Raw genomic sequence first — 17,409 nt, forward strand, 5'->3', positions numbered from 1 at the left:
TTCCTCTTCGCAGTAGCGTTCCAGAAGGAGTGGGTCGCGGCGAATTTCCAGGCGAAGCGCGGGAAGTTGGGGCTGAACAGCATGGATTCATCTGCGCTTCTGGATTGGATATTAGCTGCCGTACATACATTTGCTGATGATAATCAGTTCATCGCTTTTGGAGAACAGCTCACCCAGATGGTTATAGCCATCCCGTATCACGCATGCGCCGGGCGTCCGGGTCCAGCAGCCGAAGCAGCCCATACACTGCCGGATGGTGCCATTGGCCGAGATAACAGTCAGCTCTCCTTGCCCGCCCTCTGCCCATCCTGCGAATTCCTGCTCCTGCAGATCGTGCACAATCGTTCTCATGGTTCATGTCTCCTTAACTACAGATTCAAGCGCTAACAAATCACGCCAGTTCCCCGAATAACGCACCCCGTTATTGGTAAGCAGTGAAGCAATACCGTGCACCATCGCCCAGTGTGATATCAACTGACGGGAGAACTCTGCTTCCGGCAGTCCGATGCTTGTGAACAATTGATAGGCAGTGGTCCGGAATAGAACGAATGGCGGATAACTGTCGGAATTATAGTTGTCTAAATCAATGACTAAGCCGGAGTGGTAGAATAAAAACTGGAAATATTGCGGATGCTCCATGAAAAAATCAATGTAAGCCTGCCCCAGCTGGAACATCGCTTCCTGGCGGTCCTCCTGGCCTTGAACGGATGCACGCAGGGACTCCATAAATTGCTCTGTGACATGCTCACCCATGGCGGATACCAGCTCATCTATATTTTTGAAATGGCTGTAGGGGGCGGTGTGGCTGACATTGCATTCGGCTGCGACCTTGCGTAGGGAAAAGCTGTTGATGCCGTCTGTGTTAATAAGCTTAATGCCAGCTTCTATAAGCTGACTCCGTAAATTGCCGTGGTGGTAGGGTTTATCCGTCACTTCCTGCAGCCTTCCTTTCCGTTATCTTTACACTGTAAAGATTGTAGCATCGAATCTTTACGATGATAAGATACATTGATCATACAAGGCGATCTGGAAATCATTTCACCTGTAATTTTTTTGCAAATTAATTCGCTTTAAGTTATTATTAGTACCAAGTACTAATATCAGATGCTAAAATAAAAAATGAGGTGATATTCATGAAGGGTGCAAGAATTACAGCGATCGGCTCTTATGTACCGTCCCGGAGACTTACGAATCATGATCTGGAGCAAATGGTCGATACCAATGACGAGTGGATTGTTCAGCGGACAGGTATCCGGGAGCGCCGAATCAGCCGCGCGGATGAATATACCAGTGATTTATGTGCAGCCGCCGTGCAGGATCTGATGAAGCGTTACGGTAAAAGCGTACAGGATGTCGATATGGTTCTCGTGGCTACCAGTACGTCCGATTTCTCTTTTCCTTCCGTGGCAGCCATTGTGCAGAACCGTCTCGGCATTCCGCTTACTTCGGGAGCGATAGATATGAGCGCCGCCTGTGCCGGGTTTGTCTACGCGCTGCACACCGCCCATGCGCTGGTTGCTTCCGGACTGCATCATAAAGTGCTGGTCATCGGCGCTGACACTCTGTCCAAGATCACGGATTACACGGACCGCAGTACCAGTATTCTGTTCGGCGATGGTGCAGGGGCCGTGCTTGTGGAGAGCGGCGGGGATACAGATCACTTCTTAGGGTTCAATCTCGGCAGCGACGGGAGCGGAGCGCAGCATGTCTACCGCACGGGGCTGGCGGACAAGGTGAACGGAGTGGAGCTTGCCGCTACTGGCATGCTGGTACAGAACGGGCGTGAGGTCTTCAAGTGGGCGGTCCGGACAGTTCCGCAGGGGGTGCAGCAGGTGCTGCAGAACGCAGGAGTTGATCTTGCGGAAGTGGACTGGTTCATCCCGCACAGCGCCAATCTGCGGATGATTGAACCGATTTGTGAACGGCTGAATTATCCGCTCGAACAAGCGCTATACAGTCTGGAATATTTCGGCAACACCTCGGCGGCCAGTATTCCGCTTGCCCTCGACCTTGGCATCCGCGAAGGGAAAGTGCGGGATGGCCAGCGGATATTACTGTACGGATTCGGTGCAGGCCTCACCCACGCGGGCCAATTGGTCAGCCTGTCACTGGACCCGCAGGTAGGTGCTCCAACAGCTCTTTAATGTCAGCAGAAAACACTCATAAGAAGATCCACATCGGACATTTCTCCTTTCTCATGAAATTAGTTTAAAGCATATCAACTAGAGTGCACTCTATATCAAGGCGGTTACCGAATTATTAAATCGTCAGATATCGTGAGATATGTATTAGAATAGCCACAACTATGGAAGACAGCGGCAGCCGTGGACGAGAAAACAAAGTCCCAGCCTGCCGCTGTTTTAATGAGATATGGTTTCCTGTTAGAGCTTAATTCGAAATCCCTCGGGCAGACCGAGGGGGCAATAGCACCAATGCTGCTAAATATGTTGTTATCTGATAGATTCGCCTTCTATGAAACGCTAATCTCTCTTTTACTTAATTTCTTAAATGCAGAGTAATCCTGATCGGATTTAATATAACTTAATATTTTATCCGCGCATTTTGCGGGACTCAACTCTTCCGTATTTACTTCAAGGTCATATTCATCAAAGGAATATATTGTGTCGTACTGGGAATTCGCTAGCCCAATTTCTCGATCTCCTCTGATTTGCTCTCTACTTGTAAGTTCTTCTTTCGAGCATAATACGCATACAAAAAATGTAGGATGATCGAACAATAGATCAAGGTAATCATTAAACCGCTTGTCATTGTCGATTACGGTATCGACGATTACATTCAACCCCATTTCTGAAAACAATTTAATTGTTGCAAAGTATACTGAGATTATGGGATCAAAAAGAATTTGTCCGACATTATCCACTTCTCTTGTAGGTTCAATATCTGGAAATTTATTATCAATAAAATCATTGTAATTACCAAAGAAATCATCTATGGATAAATGATGAAAAGGAATCTCTTTCTGCTTTTTCAATTCCATAGAAATACTGGTTTTTCCTGAACTTGAAGTTCCGTTCAAGAATATAATAAGTCCTTGTTTCAAACGAATCACCCTCACATATAAGTTTTGCGCACTTTTAGATAACGTCATATTCACAAAGTTCATGAAAAAATAAGGATCTGCAGGGAGGCATCACCATTCTCCGGTCTCCGCTATACGTGTCTACTTTACTTTATTCAATAAGATTGTCACCATTCTGCTCAATGTCCCTTGATCGACAAAAGGAGCAAGGCTTGCCAGCAGATCTGGGCTAAGCTGCTCAGCTTCGACTCCAATAATCAACTTCTCGAGATTCTCCCTGTCCAAAAAAGCTGCGAGGCTTATGATCCGATTCGCATCGATGGTACCATCTGTAGCCCGGTCTACCAAGCGGCTTAACGTTTCTCTGCTAATAAAGGGTGCCAGCCCTTGAACGGAATTCCAGCTCACGCTGCCCTCATCTTGATGAACCAGTTCATCCAGTATACCTGTTCCAAGGAACGGAGCCAGCCGCATGATCACCTCTAAGGTAAGGCTGCTGCTGTCTACTCGTTCTGTAACCTTATGCAGAGCGCTTGCTTTTTCAAACGGCGCTAACTCTACAAGCTCTTCCATCTCCACCTCACCGGTATTGACCATCTCTGCAACTTGGTCCGGCCTGTTCTCTTTTAAACACAAATAATGGGGACCAAGCCGAAAAATGGTCCCCATAACCAGAAAAACGGTACCTTGAACCATCCCATCAAATGAGAGATTATAGTATCGAAAGCGGTTTCAGTATGCTTCAGGTAAGCGGAATGAAGAAACAGAGGGGAGGTAGTAATCTGCACCCGGAAGAAGGCGCAGCTCAGCGGTTCAACCCGCTTCCGCAGGATTCACGGATGATCAGCGCCGGCTCAACCACGAAGGAGCCGCCTTCCGACTGATTGTTAATGAGATCGAACAGCATATGGGCCGCGAGTACACCCAGCCGTTCCTTGTTCTGGCGGATTGTAGTCAGTGTCGGACTGGTATACTGGCAGGCCTCGATATCATCACAGCCGATGATGGCGACATCCTCCGGTACACGGAGGCCATGCTCCTTCAAGGCGCGGACCGCTCCAAGGGCGAGCAGATCGGAGGCGGCGAAGATGGCTTGCGGCAGACTGCCGGTCTGGATCAGCTGCTTCATGGCCGTGTAGCCGCTGGGCTCGAAGAAATCGTCACCATGCACGAACCAATTGGGATTCATCGTCAGACCGAAACCGGCAATGGCTTTGACATAGCCCGCTTCCCGGCGGTTGGAGATATCCGAATCGGCCGTACTGCCGATGAAGCCGAGCTCCCTGTGGCCGAGCAGATAGAAGTGCTCCACCACTTTGGAGGCAATCTGGTAATTATCTGACATCACATAGCCGGATTTCTTGCCAGTCAGCTCCAGGTCAACGCCGATGCAGGGAATATTGCTCCTATCCAGATCCTGTATGGCAGGCTCCATCTGTTGTCCGGAGATAATGACGCAGCCATCCACATGGAAATGCAGGCAACGCGAGAAATAATCGCCGCTGCTGATGAATTTCTCATTGGAAAAGAAGATCAGGTCGTAACCCAGCACGCCCATCTGCTTCTTGAAGGAATTCAGTACCTCTACAAAAAAAGGATGGGTAAACTCCACATTCAGCTCACCGGCAAAAATAACCCCGATCAGATTGGACTTCTTGGTAGCCAGTGTCTTAGCGGAGCTTGAGGGGGTATATCCGGTTTGTTCGATAATCTCCAGCACTCTTTGCTTCGTTTTTTCGGAAACATCGCTGTAATTATTCATTATTTTCGAAACCGTGGATACAGAGACCCCGGCCATTTCGGCAATTTTTTTGATATTCATCTGCATGCTAAAGTCACCCCCGTTTAATAGTTGTAACAGGGCCAAAAGACGGGTATGCCAGGGTTTCTCAGGCTATAGGGCCGTTCATCGGACACTCGGCTGCTGCTAAGCAATAGTTCTTTCTAGAGTCTATTCAACTTGCCGAAACAAGTCAAAGGTTTATTGCGCTCAAGGGATAAGTATAGATATTATCGAAACCGATTTCGATTATTACAGCTGAGAAATACCCGGCCATGCAATTGTGAACGGGTGAGACTGGAAACTAGAGGAGGCCTAAAGGATATGAAAAGAAATGTATCTGCGGTGTTAGCGGCCGCTGTGATCATTACCGGTCTTTTGTCACCGCTGGGAGGCGGAGCGGCAGGCGCCTTGCCTGTGAAGAGTAAGCTGGCAGCTGCGGGGAATGCAACAGCTGCGGTGCAGAACGGAAATTTGGCTGCCGCTGATATGAAAGCGTTTACTGATGTGAGCACGGACAATTGGGCGGCGGATGCCATACAGCGCTGGAGCCGCAGTGGTGTGATCTCCGGTTACGGGGACGGCAGCTTCCGGCCGGATCATCAGGTGACGCGGGCAGAATTCGCGGCCATCATCAACCGCATATTTGGCTACAAGGAAGCGGCAGCCGCACTCCCGGAGGATATACCTGCGGGAGCCTGGTACAAGAACGATATCGCCAAGGCGGTAGCGGCAGGTTATCTAAATGCAGGAGCAGATAACCATATCCAGCCTGCGGCTAAGCTGAAGCGCGGGGAAGCGGTTGTGGCGCTGCAGAGGATTTTCCGGCTGGAGACTGTCAATCATGCAGGGTCGGTGTATAGCGATCTGGCCGGGGCAGGAAGCGAGGTCATTTCAGCAGCGGATGCATTAACTGCAGCCGGCTATATTCAGGGCTATCCGGGAGGCTTGTTCAAGCCGGACGGAAACATTACCCGCGCCGAGCTGGCCAAGATGGCCGATACGCTGGTGCAGGAGCTCCAGTCCTCCGGCGGGGAAGTGAAGCTGGGAACGGTACAGGGGAATGTGGTGCTGAACCATGAAGGAGCTACGCTCAAGGAAAGCGTAATTGAAGGCAATCTCTATCTTACCGAGGGTATCGGAGAAGGCGATATCCGGATTCAAGGTGTGCAGGTTAAAGGCACAACCTATATCCGCGGAGGCGGTGAACACAGCGTGACCCTTGCGGACAGCAGCCTCGGCACTATTCAGGTTGCGAAGCCCCGCGGCACAGTCCGCATTGTTGCCAGCGGGACTACAACAGCGGGAACCGTACAGCTGAACTCTGGTGGCGTCCTTGAAGAAGGCAATCTCACCGGAGAAGGATTCACCAATGTTGAATTGTCAGCCGGGGAGAAGACGGTCACCCTTAAAGGGAATTATGGAGTGGTGTCCACCGCAGATCCTGCAGGAAGCCGCATTGCACTGAACATCTCCGGCAAGCTCACTAGGCTGGTATGGGGGGCCTCCGGTACAATTGTGCTGATGGACAAAGCGCAGGTGGCCGAGTTGCTCATTAAAGCCGGGGCTAAAGGCTTGGCACTCACGGGCAGCGGCAGCTTCGGCACCGTACTGAATCAGGCGGATGATGTTACTGTAGGCGGATTTGCCCTCAAGCAGGGCAGCAGCACGAATCTGAATCCGACTGCACCGCAGGCCAGCCAGCCTCCTGCTGCTGCCAGCGGCGGAGAGACTGCCGCTACGGCTACACCGGCTGTGACGCCGGCACCGGAAGTCACACCAACTCCGGCACCGACCAGCGATCCGTGGAGTCTCGTGTGGAATGATGAATTCGATGATAATGTCATTGATCCGGCCAAATGGACCTATGACCTTGGAGACGGAACCACCGTCGGCAATCCCGGCTGGGGTAACAATGAGCTGGAGTATTACACCAATGACGGGAAGAATGTGAAGGAGGAGGATGGTAAGCTGATCATCACAGCGCGCAAGGAAGCCGTGGGCGGCAAGCCATACACTTCCACCCGAATCAAGACAAACGGACTATACAGCAAAATGTACGGAAAATTCGAGATCCGGGCGAAGGCGCCAACAGGGAAGGGGCTCTGGCCGGCGATCTGGATGCTGCCGGAAGATTACACCTACGGCAATTGGGCTGCCTCCGGAGAACTGGATATTATGGAAGGCTGGGGCAGCCGGCCGAATGTGGTTGCCGGAACCATTCACTATGGTTCCCAGTGGCCGGATAATGTCTATTCCGGCAAGGAATATGTGCTGCCGGGCAATTCCACGATTGAAGATTATCACACCTACTCGATCGAGTGGGAGCCTGGGGAAATCCGCTGGTATGTGGATGGCGTATTATACTCCACGAAGAATGACTGGTACAGCAAGAGCAGCGGCCAGCCGGCAATGAATGCGTATCCGGCACCGTTCAACCAGAGATTCCACCTTCTGATGAACCTGGCGGTAGGCGGCAATTTTGACGGTAACCCTACGGAAGAGACTGTATTTCCGAGTTCCATGGAAATTGACTATGTACGAATATACGAGCTGACCGGGCGCGAGTACCGGGAACCGGTACCGGTTGAGTTTGAGAAGGAGCCTTATCTGGAGGGAGCTAAGCTGCCGCTTGAGGACGGCAACTTCATTCATAACAACGGCTTCACCGAACAAGTGGATGGCGATGCCGGAATGGGCATTCCGAATACAGCGCACTGGGTATTGTACAAGGATGAAGGAGCGGATGCAGCTCTATCGGTTGAGCCGATAGGCGGGCAGAATTTCCTTAAGGTAAACATCAGCAAGCCCGGGGGCAATACCTACTCCATCCAGCCGCAGGCCATTGTCTCCCTGGCGAAGGGAAGATACTACAAGCTGAGCTTCGATGCCAAGACGGATACGGCGCGTGATATAAGCGTCCGGCTGACAGGCGGGGCGCCGCGGGGATTCCCGGCGTATTCACCGGCGTTCAAAGCTGATCTGACACCGGAGATTCAGCATTTCGAGACGATGTTCCAAATGAAGGAGAGCTCGGATAACGCAGCGCGGATCGAGTTCAATATGGGCACCAATACTTCACCGGTATGGCTCGGAAATGCCCGGCTCGAAGAGATTGATCATATTCCGTTCGATCATGACAGTGCCAAAACGCCGCTGGGCAGCGGCAACCATCTCTACAACGGCAGCTTTGATCTGGGCGAAGTGAACGGACGCAGCTATTGGCATATCGAAGGTAAGGGAGGTGCAGAGGTCAGCCCGGTTGTTAAGGATAGCCGGCTGAAGCTGGAGATTGCAGGCAACGGAGGCGCGGAGGCTGATGTTACCCTGCTGCAGAAAGGAATCTTCCTGGTGCAGGGGCATGATTACAAGCTGACCTTCGAGGCCGACAGCTCCTCCGCCCGGACGGCCACAGTTGAATTGCGGGGCCATGACGGCTCAGTATATGCTTCACAGCCGGTGCAGCTTATTGCAGGCAAGCACAAGGTCGAAGCCGTGTTCACTGATCTCGCGGGAGCAACGGATCATCTGGGCCAGTTCGTGCTGCGGCTTGGCAGCGATGCCGGAACCGTGGTGCTGGATCAGTTCCTGCTGCTGCGCACGAGTTTCTATTACGATCCCGACATTGACTACTTCCCGCTTAAGAACGGCGATTTCAGCAATGGTTTTAATGGCTGGGAGCGGTTGCTTGCGGAAGAAGGCGGCCAGAGTACCGCGGCAGTTGCAGACGGAGTAGCGAAATTCAGCATTACGAATACCGGCAATCAGGCCTATTCGGTCATGCTGTTCCAGAATGGCCTGAAGGCTGCTGCCGGAATGAAATATATCATCGAATTTGATGCCAGTTCCAGTGTAGCCCGTGAGATCAGCGTAAGGGCAGAGAATGGACAAAATTCCCCTTCGCATAGCAAGATTGTGAAGCTGTCACCGGAAAAGAAGCATTACGCACTGGAATTTACGCAACTGACCAAGGATACATTGTCGCTGAAGTTCCTGCTCGGCAAAGTGGAGGGTGTAAGCATTGCGCAGGCTCATGATATTATGATCAACAATGTGAAATTCGAGGTTAAGGATGCTCCGGCCAAGCCGCAGGAGCTGGTTGCGGACAGCACCAATAACCGGGTGCTGCAGCCGGTTGAGCTTACCTTTGCAGAGAAAGAGGATTGGTCAAGTAAGATTAAGGCAGTGAAGGTAAACGGAACAATGCTCGGGAAGGAGCAGTACGCGGTTCAATCCGGCACCCTTCGGATCGATGCGGCGGTTTTTCCGGCAGAGGACCGCTACATCATCTCTGTAGAAGCCGATGGATATGTCGCAGCGTCGGTGGTCCAGTACATTCTGGCAAGCGGCGATAATCTGGTATTCAACGGTTCATTCGGCGCAGGCGATGCAGGCTGGTCAACCTGGTCCCCGGACAAGGGCATGTCGTCCTTTCAAGTGGCTGGCGGTATAGCGGATGTGCAGATTAATGCTGCCGGATCAGAAGTCTGGCATACGCAGCTCTATCAGGAGGATATCCGGCTTGAAGCAGGCAAAACCTATGAACTGAGCTTCAAAGCCAAATCTACGGTTCCGCGGCAGATGATCGTGGAGTATAGCGGCACCTCTGCCCAGCCAGCCCAAGCGAAGTTCGATGTCACGGCAACCTGGGCGACCTACAGTGCACAGTTCACGGTTACCAACAACAATCCGCTGAAGCTGAACTATCTGATCGGCAAAACGCTGGGCGAAGACGGAACGGCCAACAGCACAGCGCATACGATCTCTCTGGACGACATTGCGGTCCGGGAGGTTACAGGCGGTCCGGTCATTGAACCCGCCAGCGGCACGCTGGATAACGGGACCTTCGATGCTGAAGGCATGAAGGGCTGGACCCAGTACTTTGAAGGTGCAGGAAATGCCGCAGTCAGGGACGGAGAGCTGGAAGTCTTGCTGAACTTCACAGGATCTGCGAACTACGCCGCCCAGGTCGATTACAGGGATCTGAGGCTGGTGCAGGGCAAGAGCTACACCTTGAGCTTCAAGGCCCGCTCGGATGTGAACCGTCTGATTGAAGTGGCGCTTGAACATTTCGGTGGAGATTACACGAAATATCTGCCGGCAACCGCTGTAGCGTTAACGGGAGAAATGCAGCCCTTCAGCTACACCTTCACTATGAATGACAGCACCGATGCGGGTGCACATCTGGTATTCCTTATGGGGCTCATTGACGGAAATAGCACAGAGACCAACACGGCTATCCAGGCAGGCAACCATATTTATATCGATGATGTCAGCCTGGTGGAGATTCCGTAACGGTACATTAACAGACAATGATAAACGGCCGTGATCCTTGAATATAAGGATCGCGGCCGTTTTCATTTGTGCGGAATAGGATTAACGTATATGGTTGATATTATTCTTTAGGGATTAATTCAAAAATCTTGCCGGTCTCCAGCGCTTCGATCAGCTTCAGCAGCCAGCGGTAATATTTGATCGCTTCCTCAATTTTGGCCTCATCGGTCAAAAGCAGGCGCAGGATGTCCGGCTCGTCCGCATATTCTTGCTTCATCTGCTGGATCTCGGACAATGATTTGTTAAGTGCAGTCATATTACCCTCGACTGCTTTTCTCCATTTAATGGAGAAGTAGTCGCTGAAGTTCTGATGCCAGTCCGGGACCACCTCGAACAGATCCTTGCGGGTGCCTTTTCCCCAGACTTTATCGATCATCTTCAGATCCAGCAGCGTGCGCACGCCGGTACTCATCGAAGTCTTGCTCATCCCCATAGTGCTGCTCAGTTCGTCCAGTGTAACCGGACCCTGATTGAAATACATGTAGCCGTATAAATGTCCAATGGACAGGGTAATCCCGTACAAATCCATATTTTTACCGATGGAATCGATGACCCGCTCTCGGACTTTGCTGATTCGCTCTATTTGTTCGGGCAGAAGCCCCTCTAAATCGTTCATGATGTCCCTCCTGAGGAATAGGCTGACAGGCAACAAACCTCTCCAATGTATTGTAATCAAATCCGCTGCTATAAGTAAAGAATTCATCTGGAACGGAATATGGCGTTAAACAGAGTATTCTATACGTAAAGTTCGTAAAGTTAAAACTGTACACTAAATTTTAAGCGAATATGCGCTTTGCGTCTCTTTTCACAAGTCCGTTACACTAGGTCAGGAGAACTAACCTGAAATATTAAGGGGAGAGAAGGAGGTCACCATGGCAATTATAGAGGTGAAACAGCTTACCAAAGTATTCGGTCATGATGCGGTACGGGCACTTCCATTATTAGAACAAGGCTGGTCCAAAGAGAAGATTGCCCGGGAAGCCAAGCTGACGGTTGGCGTGAACAAAGCCGAATTCAGCATTGAAGAAGGAGAAATATTTGTCATTATGGGATTGTCGGGCAGCGGTAAGTCCACGCTCGTCCGGTTATTGAACCGGCTGATTGAGCCCACTGGGGGCCAAGTATTGTTCAAGGGCAAGGACGTTGTCCAGATGAATCCGGAGCAGCTAAGAGAGTTCCGTCGCAAGAATATCGGCATGGTCTTTCAAAAGTTCGCGTTGTTCCCGCACCGTAGTGTGCTGGCCAATGCGGAATACGGACTGGAAGTGCAAGGTGTGGAGAAAAGCAAGCGAACCCGTCTTGCCATGGAAGCACTTGAGCTGGTCGGCCTTAAGGGCTGGGAGCATCACCGCCCGGATCAACTGAGCGGCGGCATGCAGCAGCGTGTCGGTCTGGCCAGAGGGCTGGCCAATGATCCGGATATTCTGCTGATGGATGAGGCCTTCAGTGCGCTTGATCCGCTGATCCGCAAGGATATGCAGCAGGAGCTGCTGGAGCTGCAGGCCCGGGTGAAGAAGACCATTGTATTCATCACGCATGATCTCGATGAGGCGCTGCGGATCGGTGACCGGATTGCACTGATGAAGGACGGCGTCATTGTCCAGATCGGTTCGCCGGAAGAAATCCTCATTCAGCCTGCAAATAAATATGTAGAACGATTCGTTGAGGACGTCGACTTGTCTAAGGTGCTGACCGCCGCTCATGTCATGCGCCAGCCGGAGATGATCCGTCCGGAACGCGGACCCCGGGTAGCCCTGCAGCTTATGCGGGACAGCGGAGTATCCAGCCTGTATGTGGCAGATAATGAAATGAAGCTCCAAGGTGTAATTACAGCGGAGAATGCGGCACAGGCACTGAAAGAGAACCGCAGCATTCTGGAAGTCATGCAGCGGGAGATTCCCCGTGTACGGCCGGATACCCTGCTGAATGACCTGTTCGAGATGATGTCGGAGACGCATCTGCCGGTTGCGGTAGTAGACGAGGGTGACAAGCTGAAGGGCATTGTCATCAAGGGAGCCGTGCTGTCCGCACTTGCCGGTAATGCGGTTCCGGAAGGAGGACTTGGTTTATGAATTTACCCAAAATACCGCTCGGAAAGGGCGTAGAATGGCTCGAAGACTGGCTGACGACTTATTTCGGCCCCTTCTTCGATCTCATTCATGCTGTGATCGGCGGAATGGTAAGCGGCATTGATGCGGCGCTAACATTCCTGCCCGCGATTGTGCTGACCATACTTATCGCCGCTTTGGCTTATTGGATCGGCAAATGGCGGATGGCATTGTTCGCAGTGATCGGGCTGCTGCTGATTGATAATCTCGGATTATGGGACCCCTCAATGCAGTCGCTGGCCCTTGTGCTGACGGCTTCCTTGCTGGCTGTAATTATCGGGGTTCCGCTGGGTGTGCTCTGTGCACAGAGCAAGACCTTCCAGAACATTGCTACGCCTATACTTGACTTTATGCAGACGATGCCGGCGTTCGTATATCTGCTGCCTGCGGTATCGTTCTTCTCTCTGGGTGTAGTGCCCGGGGTGATTGCTTCTATTATATTTGCTATCCCGCCAACCATCCGTCTAACGAACCTGGGTATCCGGCAGGTATCGCCGGAGCTTGTGGAGGCTGCGGATGCGTTCGGATCGACAGCAGGACAGAAGCTGTTCAAGCTGCAGCTGCCGATTGCCCTGCCTACGATTATGGCCGGCATTAACCAGACCATTATGCTATCGCTGTCGATGGTTGTAATCTCGTCTATGATCGGCGCCCAGGGTGTCGGAGCCTATGTGTACCGTGCGGTATCACAGGCCAAGACAGGGGCTGGCTTTGAAGCGGGAATTGCCATTGTTATTATTGCGATATTGCTGGACCGTCTGACCCAGAAGCTGTTCAAGCCCAAACAACAAGGATAGAGGAGTGTTTAAAATTCATATGAGTAAATTTAAATCGATGAAACTGAGCCAGCTCGGCTTGATTATGCTATTGATGATGGTTGTTGTTATTTCCGGATGCTCGTCCAAGGATAATTCTTCGGTGAAGCTGGCTTATGTAGCCTGGGATTCGGAAATTGCCAGCACAAACGTGGTTAAGGAAGTACTGGAATCGAAGCTTGGCGTTACGGTAGAAATGCTCCAGGTCGATGCCGGTCCAATGTGGGCAGGGATTGCTGATGGAAGTGCGGATGCGATGGTAGCCGCCTGGCTGCCGGGTACCCATGCTTCCTATCTGGAGAAATACGGCAATGATATCGTAGATGCCGGTGTGAATCTGGATGGAACGAAGACTGGACTTGCCGTTCCTGCATATATGGATATCAATTCCATTGAAGATCTGAACAATGCAGAAGTTGCAGCTTCGCTGGATAACATGATTATCGGAATCGAACCGGGGGCCGGAATTATGACGGCTACCGAAGCCGCAATTGAAGCGTACGGATTAAGCGATTATACGCTGCTTGAGAGCTCTTCGGCGGCGATGGCACAGGAGCTGCAGAAGGCTTTTGACAACAATGAACCGATTGTAGTTACCGGCTGGACTCCGCACTGGATGTTCGCGAATATGGATCTGAAATATCTGGATGACCCCAAGAAAGTATACGGCGGTGCTGAACAGATCCATACTATGGTACGGAAAAGTCTGAAGGATGATATGCCTGATGTTTATCTGTTCTTAAGTCAATTCAAGTGGACCGCAGACGATATGGCTCAGGTTATGGTCAAGATTCAAGGCGGACAATCGCCGGAGGAAGCGGCCAAAGATTGGGTCGATAACAATGAAGCCAAGGTGAATGAGTGGATTACCGGAGTGAATTTGTAGAGATTGTTCCGTTAATCAGTGATTTGGCAGAGAAGAACGATGTGTGCTATGATTGAAAGAACTAGGCTACAATTCTGTAACTTGTACGCTAACGACTGTTCTTTAGATGTACATATCATAAGCAAACTCATTCAACAAACACCCCGAGAGGGGTGTTTTTCTTGAAAAGATAAGAATGTATATGCTTCGCGTAATAAATGTTCCTTATCTTTCTCGCTGAAACGGTACCGTCCTTTTTAAAGGACGGCAACGCCGTTTCCACTTGAGATTCACGAAACAAACGTTAATGAGCGATTCCCTTATGTTCAGTATGAAATCAGGAGACAGCTGCTGCAAGGAGTCAGGAAAGGGGAGAACTCCGTGACTGAGACCATTAATGCCTGGATCGATTGGCTGCTGCAGAGTCTTGGACTGAGCGGCCCTTCCATTCTATTCGCTACCGTTCCACTGGCGGTACTGCAAAGTTTGTTCGGATTTTTCCCACTCGCGATCCTGATTGTGCTTCATGTCTCTGTATTTAATGTTATTGGCGGGATGATTGTCAGCTGGCTGGCCTGTAATATTGGTGCGGTGCTCGTCTACTTCCTGTTCCGGCGTTATCTCTTTGAGTGGTTTGACCGGAAATGGGGATATAAGCTGAAGCGTTATGACAAATGGCAGATGTACCTGGACCGCTATGGCATCTGGACCCTGGTGCTGCTGCGCACGATTCCGATTGTGCCGAGCAATATAATCAATCTGATGTCGGCTGTTTCTCCGATTAAGCCTGCTGCATTTATCTGGGGGACGGTGCTTGGAAACCTGTCTTATATCTGGCTGTTTGGAACGATCAGCTCCTCGCTGATTGTCCCCCGGGAGGAATGGAACGGATTCCTTACGTGGTATGCGGTGTTTATGGTGATTCTGATCGCTATTTTTGTCCGCCGTCATTGGGGGCATCTGCAGGAGGATAAGCGCAAGCGGATGGGGCATTAGGTTTATCTTTAAAATATGCTGAAACGGCTTCTCCTCCTCTAGAAGGACGGAGAAGCCGTTTCAACTTGTTGGCTGGTAAATTATGTATGGGTAATCCCGCTGAAGCCGCCGGAAGCGGGTGGCAGGCGGAAATGAGGGGCAAAAGTGCCCCTGAATTCGCCAAAAGTGGGTGGCAGGCGGGAATGAGGGGCAAAAGTGCCCTTGAATCCGCTGAAAGTGGGTGGCAGGCAGGAATGAGGGGCAAAAGTGCCCCTGAATTCGCCAAAAGTGGGCGGTAGGAGGAAATGAGGGGCAAAAGTGCCCTTGAATCCGCTGAAAGTGGATGGCAAGCAGGAATGAGGGCATTATTATTATTGTGCTTGATTTCCCCGGGGGCTTCCCAGAAGTAGTCTGAGTAGATCAATATAAGCGCATAAACTCCGGCTGAATTCACCCGTAAGGGTGATTTTTGTTCAAAAATAAGAATTTATAGGTTTCACACGATAACTTATCCTTCTATTTCTCGCTGAAACGGTAACATCCTTATACAAGGGCGGTAAAGCCGTATCTACTTCTCCAAAGAGGAATGTTTCTGCGGTGTTCTGCCGCAGGGATGTTCTTCTTTTTTGCGTTCGTCCCGAATAGCCTATAGTACATGGGCGGCTTGACCGCAGGAATGTCGGGAGGGACTGCAAGGCATGGGCAGAATCAGAAAATGGGGGAACCGGCGGGCAGGCGCATCACTCTTCAGCCGTCTGCGGCTGCCGAGGTTCAGCTGGAGCGGGTTGCCGAGACCAGCCGGACGCAGCCCGGCGTTCAAGGCCAAACCGTCGAAGGCAGTCTTCCGGCCGCCGGGTTCGGGAGCAAGATTCGCGGCGAAGCCGTCCAGGTCCGGGGCAGGGGCATCAAGCCGGGGCGGTGTATTCGTGGCGAAGCCTTCGAGGTCGGGAATCCGGCCGGACAGGAAGGAAGCGGGTTATGAGACGGCTTCGCCCGGTGCAGGAGCAGGCGCTCCGGGCTACCGTGTCTGGCGTAAAGCCAGCCGGAGCGGGGGATTCAGCCTGTTCCGCGGCCGGGAGCGGAAGAAGCAGGAGGCCGTGGCCGGGAAAGGCCGGAAGCCGCGCCGCCGGGGCAGATTCTGGATCATCCTGAGCCTGCTGCTGATTCTGGCTGTGCTTCAGGGGCTGCGTTATGTGGAGCAGCATATGAAGCCGCCGATCCTCCATCTGGCGCAGATCCGGGTGAAGCAAATCGCTACGGAATCCATTAACAAGGCGATTACTTCCCAGGTTGCGGACGGGGGGAACGCGGAGGCGCTGATTGACTGGAAGACAGATAAGAACGGCAAAATATCCGGGTTCATGCTCAACTATAAGGAGCATATGCGGATTACTTCACAGGCGGCCGAGGTCATTCAGTCCACGTTGCAGGAGCTGCATAACCAGACGGAGCATATTCCGCTGGGCCAGGCGCTGGGCAGTCCGCTGATTGCTTCATTTGGGCCGGATATTCCGATCAAAATCGAACCGCAGGGCGCGGTAAAGGTGGAGCTGAACACGCGGCAGCAAAATGCCGGCATCAACATGATTCTCGTTGAAGTCTTTATTCATATTGTGACCGAGGTTGCGGTCGTCATTCCGTTTGATATGGAGCCGCAGATCGTGGATACAGAAATTCCTGTCTCCTACCTGATGGTTGTCGGCGATGTCCCGATGTACTATTACGACAATCAGGGCCAGCCTGTCGGCGAGAACGGCAGCAGCGCGCCGGGAATCGCTATTCCCGCACCTTCACTGAACACAGAGAAGAGCGGCACTGGCACGGACGGTACAGCTGTTGAGGGAAGCGGGGGGGCGGGGAATACGAACAGCGGAGAGAATAACACACCGGCCGGGAGCGGCAACTCTGCGCCCAGCACAAATGCGGGGAATGCCGGGGCCAATGCGGGAGGAGAGTAATGGGATATTTGACGGGTAGAACATATAAATGAGTAGAACATATAAATGGGTAGGACATATAAGTGGAAAAACTCCATCTGCTGTTGGTAGAATCTCTGATTCCGGGGACTTAGTTGGAAAAACGGCACTTAATTTCAGCGGGATTCGCTGACGGCGGGGTTATAGGCAGGATTAAGTGTCATAAATCCAATTAATTTCTGTAAAGCAAGCAAACCGGAATGATTAAGTGGAGAAAATCCAACTGCTGTACCTTGAAGGGTCAGGGACAACGATAATGCGGGCCTGCGGGCCGTTGAAGCGAAAATGAAAAAGACTATAATCCGCAAATACAGAAGAGCCGCCAAAGAAATGGGCGGCTCTTCTGTATTTGCTTGTACAGGAACGTTAGCTTCTCTTGACGTGGCATAGAAACGTGAAACCATCGTACCGATTGCTGTTTACGTGTCTGGAACGTTAGCCTCTCTTAACGTGGCATAGAAACGTGAAACCATCGTACCAGATTGCTGTTTACGTATCTGGAACGTTAGCCTCTCT

General features: G+C 51.5%; 13 protein-coding genes. 7 read left to right on the top strand and 6 right to left on the bottom strand.

The features are described from left to right. Positions 1-111: 111 nt before the first annotated feature. Both MKX70_RS10905 and MKX70_RS10910 read right to left on the bottom strand, forming a co-directional pair. The gene (locus MKX70_RS10905; RefSeq protein ID WP_340840005.1) at positions 112-351 is read right to left on the bottom strand and encodes a hypothetical protein; all 240 of its coding nucleotides are present in this window, start codon (positions 349-351) and stop codon (positions 112-114) included. A 3-nt stretch (positions 352-354) separates the two neighbouring features. Continuing rightward, positions 355-933: a TetR/AcrR family transcriptional regulator gene (locus MKX70_RS10910; RefSeq protein ID WP_340840006.1), complete on the bottom strand. Its 579-nt coding sequence runs from the start codon at positions 931-933 to the stop codon at positions 355-357. 200 nt (positions 934-1,133) lie between these two features. Here MKX70_RS10910 and MKX70_RS10915 point away from each other — a divergent pair, with 200 nt between their 5' ends. Further along, a complete protein-coding gene (locus tag MKX70_RS10915; RefSeq protein ID WP_340840007.1) occupies positions 1,134-2,144 on the top strand; it encodes a ketoacyl-ACP synthase III in 1,011 nt (336 codons plus the stop codon). A gap of 326 nt (positions 2,145-2,470) precedes the next feature. Here MKX70_RS10915 and MKX70_RS10920 read toward each other — a convergent pair whose 3' ends face one another. The 3 genes from MKX70_RS10920 to MKX70_RS10930 form a co-directional block, all read right to left on the bottom strand. Continuing rightward, positions 2,471-3,061, bottom strand: a complete 591-nt coding sequence (locus tag MKX70_RS10920) for a chloramphenicol phosphotransferase CPT family protein (RefSeq protein ID WP_340840008.1) — start codon at positions 3,059-3,061, stop codon at positions 2,471-2,473. 120 nt (positions 3,062-3,181) lie between these two features. Next, positions 3,182-3,613, bottom strand: coding sequence for a hypothetical protein (locus MKX70_RS10925; protein WP_340840009.1), 432 nt, complete (start codon positions 3,611-3,613; stop codon positions 3,182-3,184). Between the two features lie 232 nt (positions 3,614-3,845). Continuing rightward, positions 3,846-4,862 (bottom strand): LacI family DNA-binding transcriptional regulator, encoded by a 1,017-nt coding sequence (locus MKX70_RS10930; protein ID WP_042243464.1) that lies wholly within the window; start codon positions 4,860-4,862, stop codon positions 3,846-3,848. A gap of 282 nt (positions 4,863-5,144) precedes the next feature. On the opposite strand from MKX70_RS10930, the gene MKX70_RS10935 reads away from it, so the two are divergent. Then, positions 5,145-10,115 (top strand): carbohydrate binding domain-containing protein, encoded by a 4,971-nt coding sequence (locus MKX70_RS10935; protein ID WP_340840010.1) that lies wholly within the window; start codon positions 5,145-5,147, stop codon positions 10,113-10,115. 100 nt (positions 10,116-10,215) lie between these two features. On the opposite strand, the gene MKX70_RS10940 is transcribed toward MKX70_RS10935, so the two are convergent. Then, positions 10,216-10,770, bottom strand: a complete 555-nt coding sequence (locus MKX70_RS10940) for a GbsR/MarR family transcriptional regulator (RefSeq protein WP_042239527.1) — start codon at positions 10,768-10,770, stop codon at positions 10,216-10,218. 256 nt (positions 10,771-11,026) lie between these two features. Between MKX70_RS10940 and MKX70_RS10945 the strand changes: the two genes are divergently transcribed. The 5 genes from MKX70_RS10945 (at position 11,027) to yunB (ending at position 16,875) form a co-directional block, all read left to right on the top strand. Continuing rightward, the gene (locus MKX70_RS10945) at positions 11,027-12,226 is read left to right on the top strand and encodes a quaternary amine ABC transporter ATP-binding protein (RefSeq protein ID WP_042239526.1); all 1,200 of its coding nucleotides are present in this window, start codon (positions 11,027-11,029) and stop codon (positions 12,224-12,226) included. After that, positions 12,223-13,059, top strand: a complete 837-nt coding sequence (locus MKX70_RS10950; protein WP_039305343.1) for an ABC transporter permease — start codon at positions 12,223-12,225, stop codon at positions 13,057-13,059. The genes MKX70_RS10945 and MKX70_RS10950 overlap by 4 nt, the downstream gene beginning before the upstream one ends. A 19-nt stretch (positions 13,060-13,078) precedes the next feature. Next, positions 13,079-13,963, top strand: a complete 885-nt coding sequence (locus MKX70_RS10955; RefSeq protein ID WP_231637725.1) for a glycine betaine ABC transporter substrate-binding protein — start codon at positions 13,079-13,081, stop codon at positions 13,961-13,963. 360 nt (positions 13,964-14,323) lie between these two features. Beyond that, on the top strand, positions 14,324-14,938 hold the full coding sequence (locus MKX70_RS10960; RefSeq protein ID WP_042220053.1) for a TVP38/TMEM64 family protein: 615 nt from the start codon (positions 14,324-14,326) through the stop codon (positions 14,936-14,938). Positions 14,939-15,615: 677 nt separating this feature from the next. Then, entirely contained in the window at positions 15,616-16,875 is a 1,260-nt protein-coding gene (gene yunB, locus MKX70_RS10965; RefSeq protein ID WP_081956692.1) for a sporulation protein YunB, read from the top strand. Positions 16,876-17,409: the final 534 nt, after the last annotated feature.

The organism is Paenibacillus sp. FSL R7-0312, from assembly GCF_038004445.1.
Taxonomy (GTDB): Bacteria; Bacillota; Bacilli; order Paenibacillales; family Paenibacillaceae; genus Paenibacillus_AQ.

What these genes read in the sequence shown, in the direction of transcription:
- MKX70_RS10915 (WP_340840007.1), top strand. Translation starts at nt 1,134, where the DNA reads ATGAAGGGTGCAAGAATTACAGCGATCGGCTCTTATGTACCGTCCCGG.
- MKX70_RS10940 (WP_042239527.1), bottom strand. Translation starts at nt 10,770, where the DNA reads ATGAACGATTTAGAGGGGCTTCTGCCCGAACAAATAGAGCGAATCAGC.
- MKX70_RS10905 (WP_340840005.1), bottom strand. Translation starts at nt 351, where the DNA reads ATGAGAACGATTGTGCACGATCTGCAGGAGCAGGAATTCGCAGGATGG.
- MKX70_RS10930 (WP_042243464.1), bottom strand. Translation starts at nt 4,862, where the DNA reads ATGAATATCAAAAAAATTGCCGAAATGGCCGGGGTCTCTGTATCCACG.
- MKX70_RS10945 (WP_042239526.1), top strand. Translation starts at nt 11,027, where the DNA reads ATGGCAATTATAGAGGTGAAACAGCTTACCAAAGTATTCGGTCATGAT.
- yunB (WP_081956692.1), top strand. Translation starts at nt 15,616, where the DNA reads ATGGGCAGAATCAGAAAATGGGGGAACCGGCGGGCAGGCGCATCACTC.
- MKX70_RS10925 (WP_340840009.1), bottom strand. Translation starts at nt 3,613, where the DNA reads ATGGAAGAGCTTGTAGAGTTAGCGCCGTTTGAAAAAGCAAGCGCTCTG.
- MKX70_RS10955 (WP_231637725.1), top strand. Translation starts at nt 13,079, where the DNA reads ATGAGTAAATTTAAATCGATGAAACTGAGCCAGCTCGGCTTGATTATG.
- MKX70_RS10950 (WP_039305343.1), top strand. Translation starts at nt 12,223, where the DNA reads ATGAATTTACCCAAAATACCGCTCGGAAAGGGCGTAGAATGGCTCGAA.
- MKX70_RS10935 (WP_340840010.1), top strand. Translation starts at nt 5,145, where the DNA reads ATGAAAAGAAATGTATCTGCGGTGTTAGCGGCCGCTGTGATCATTACC.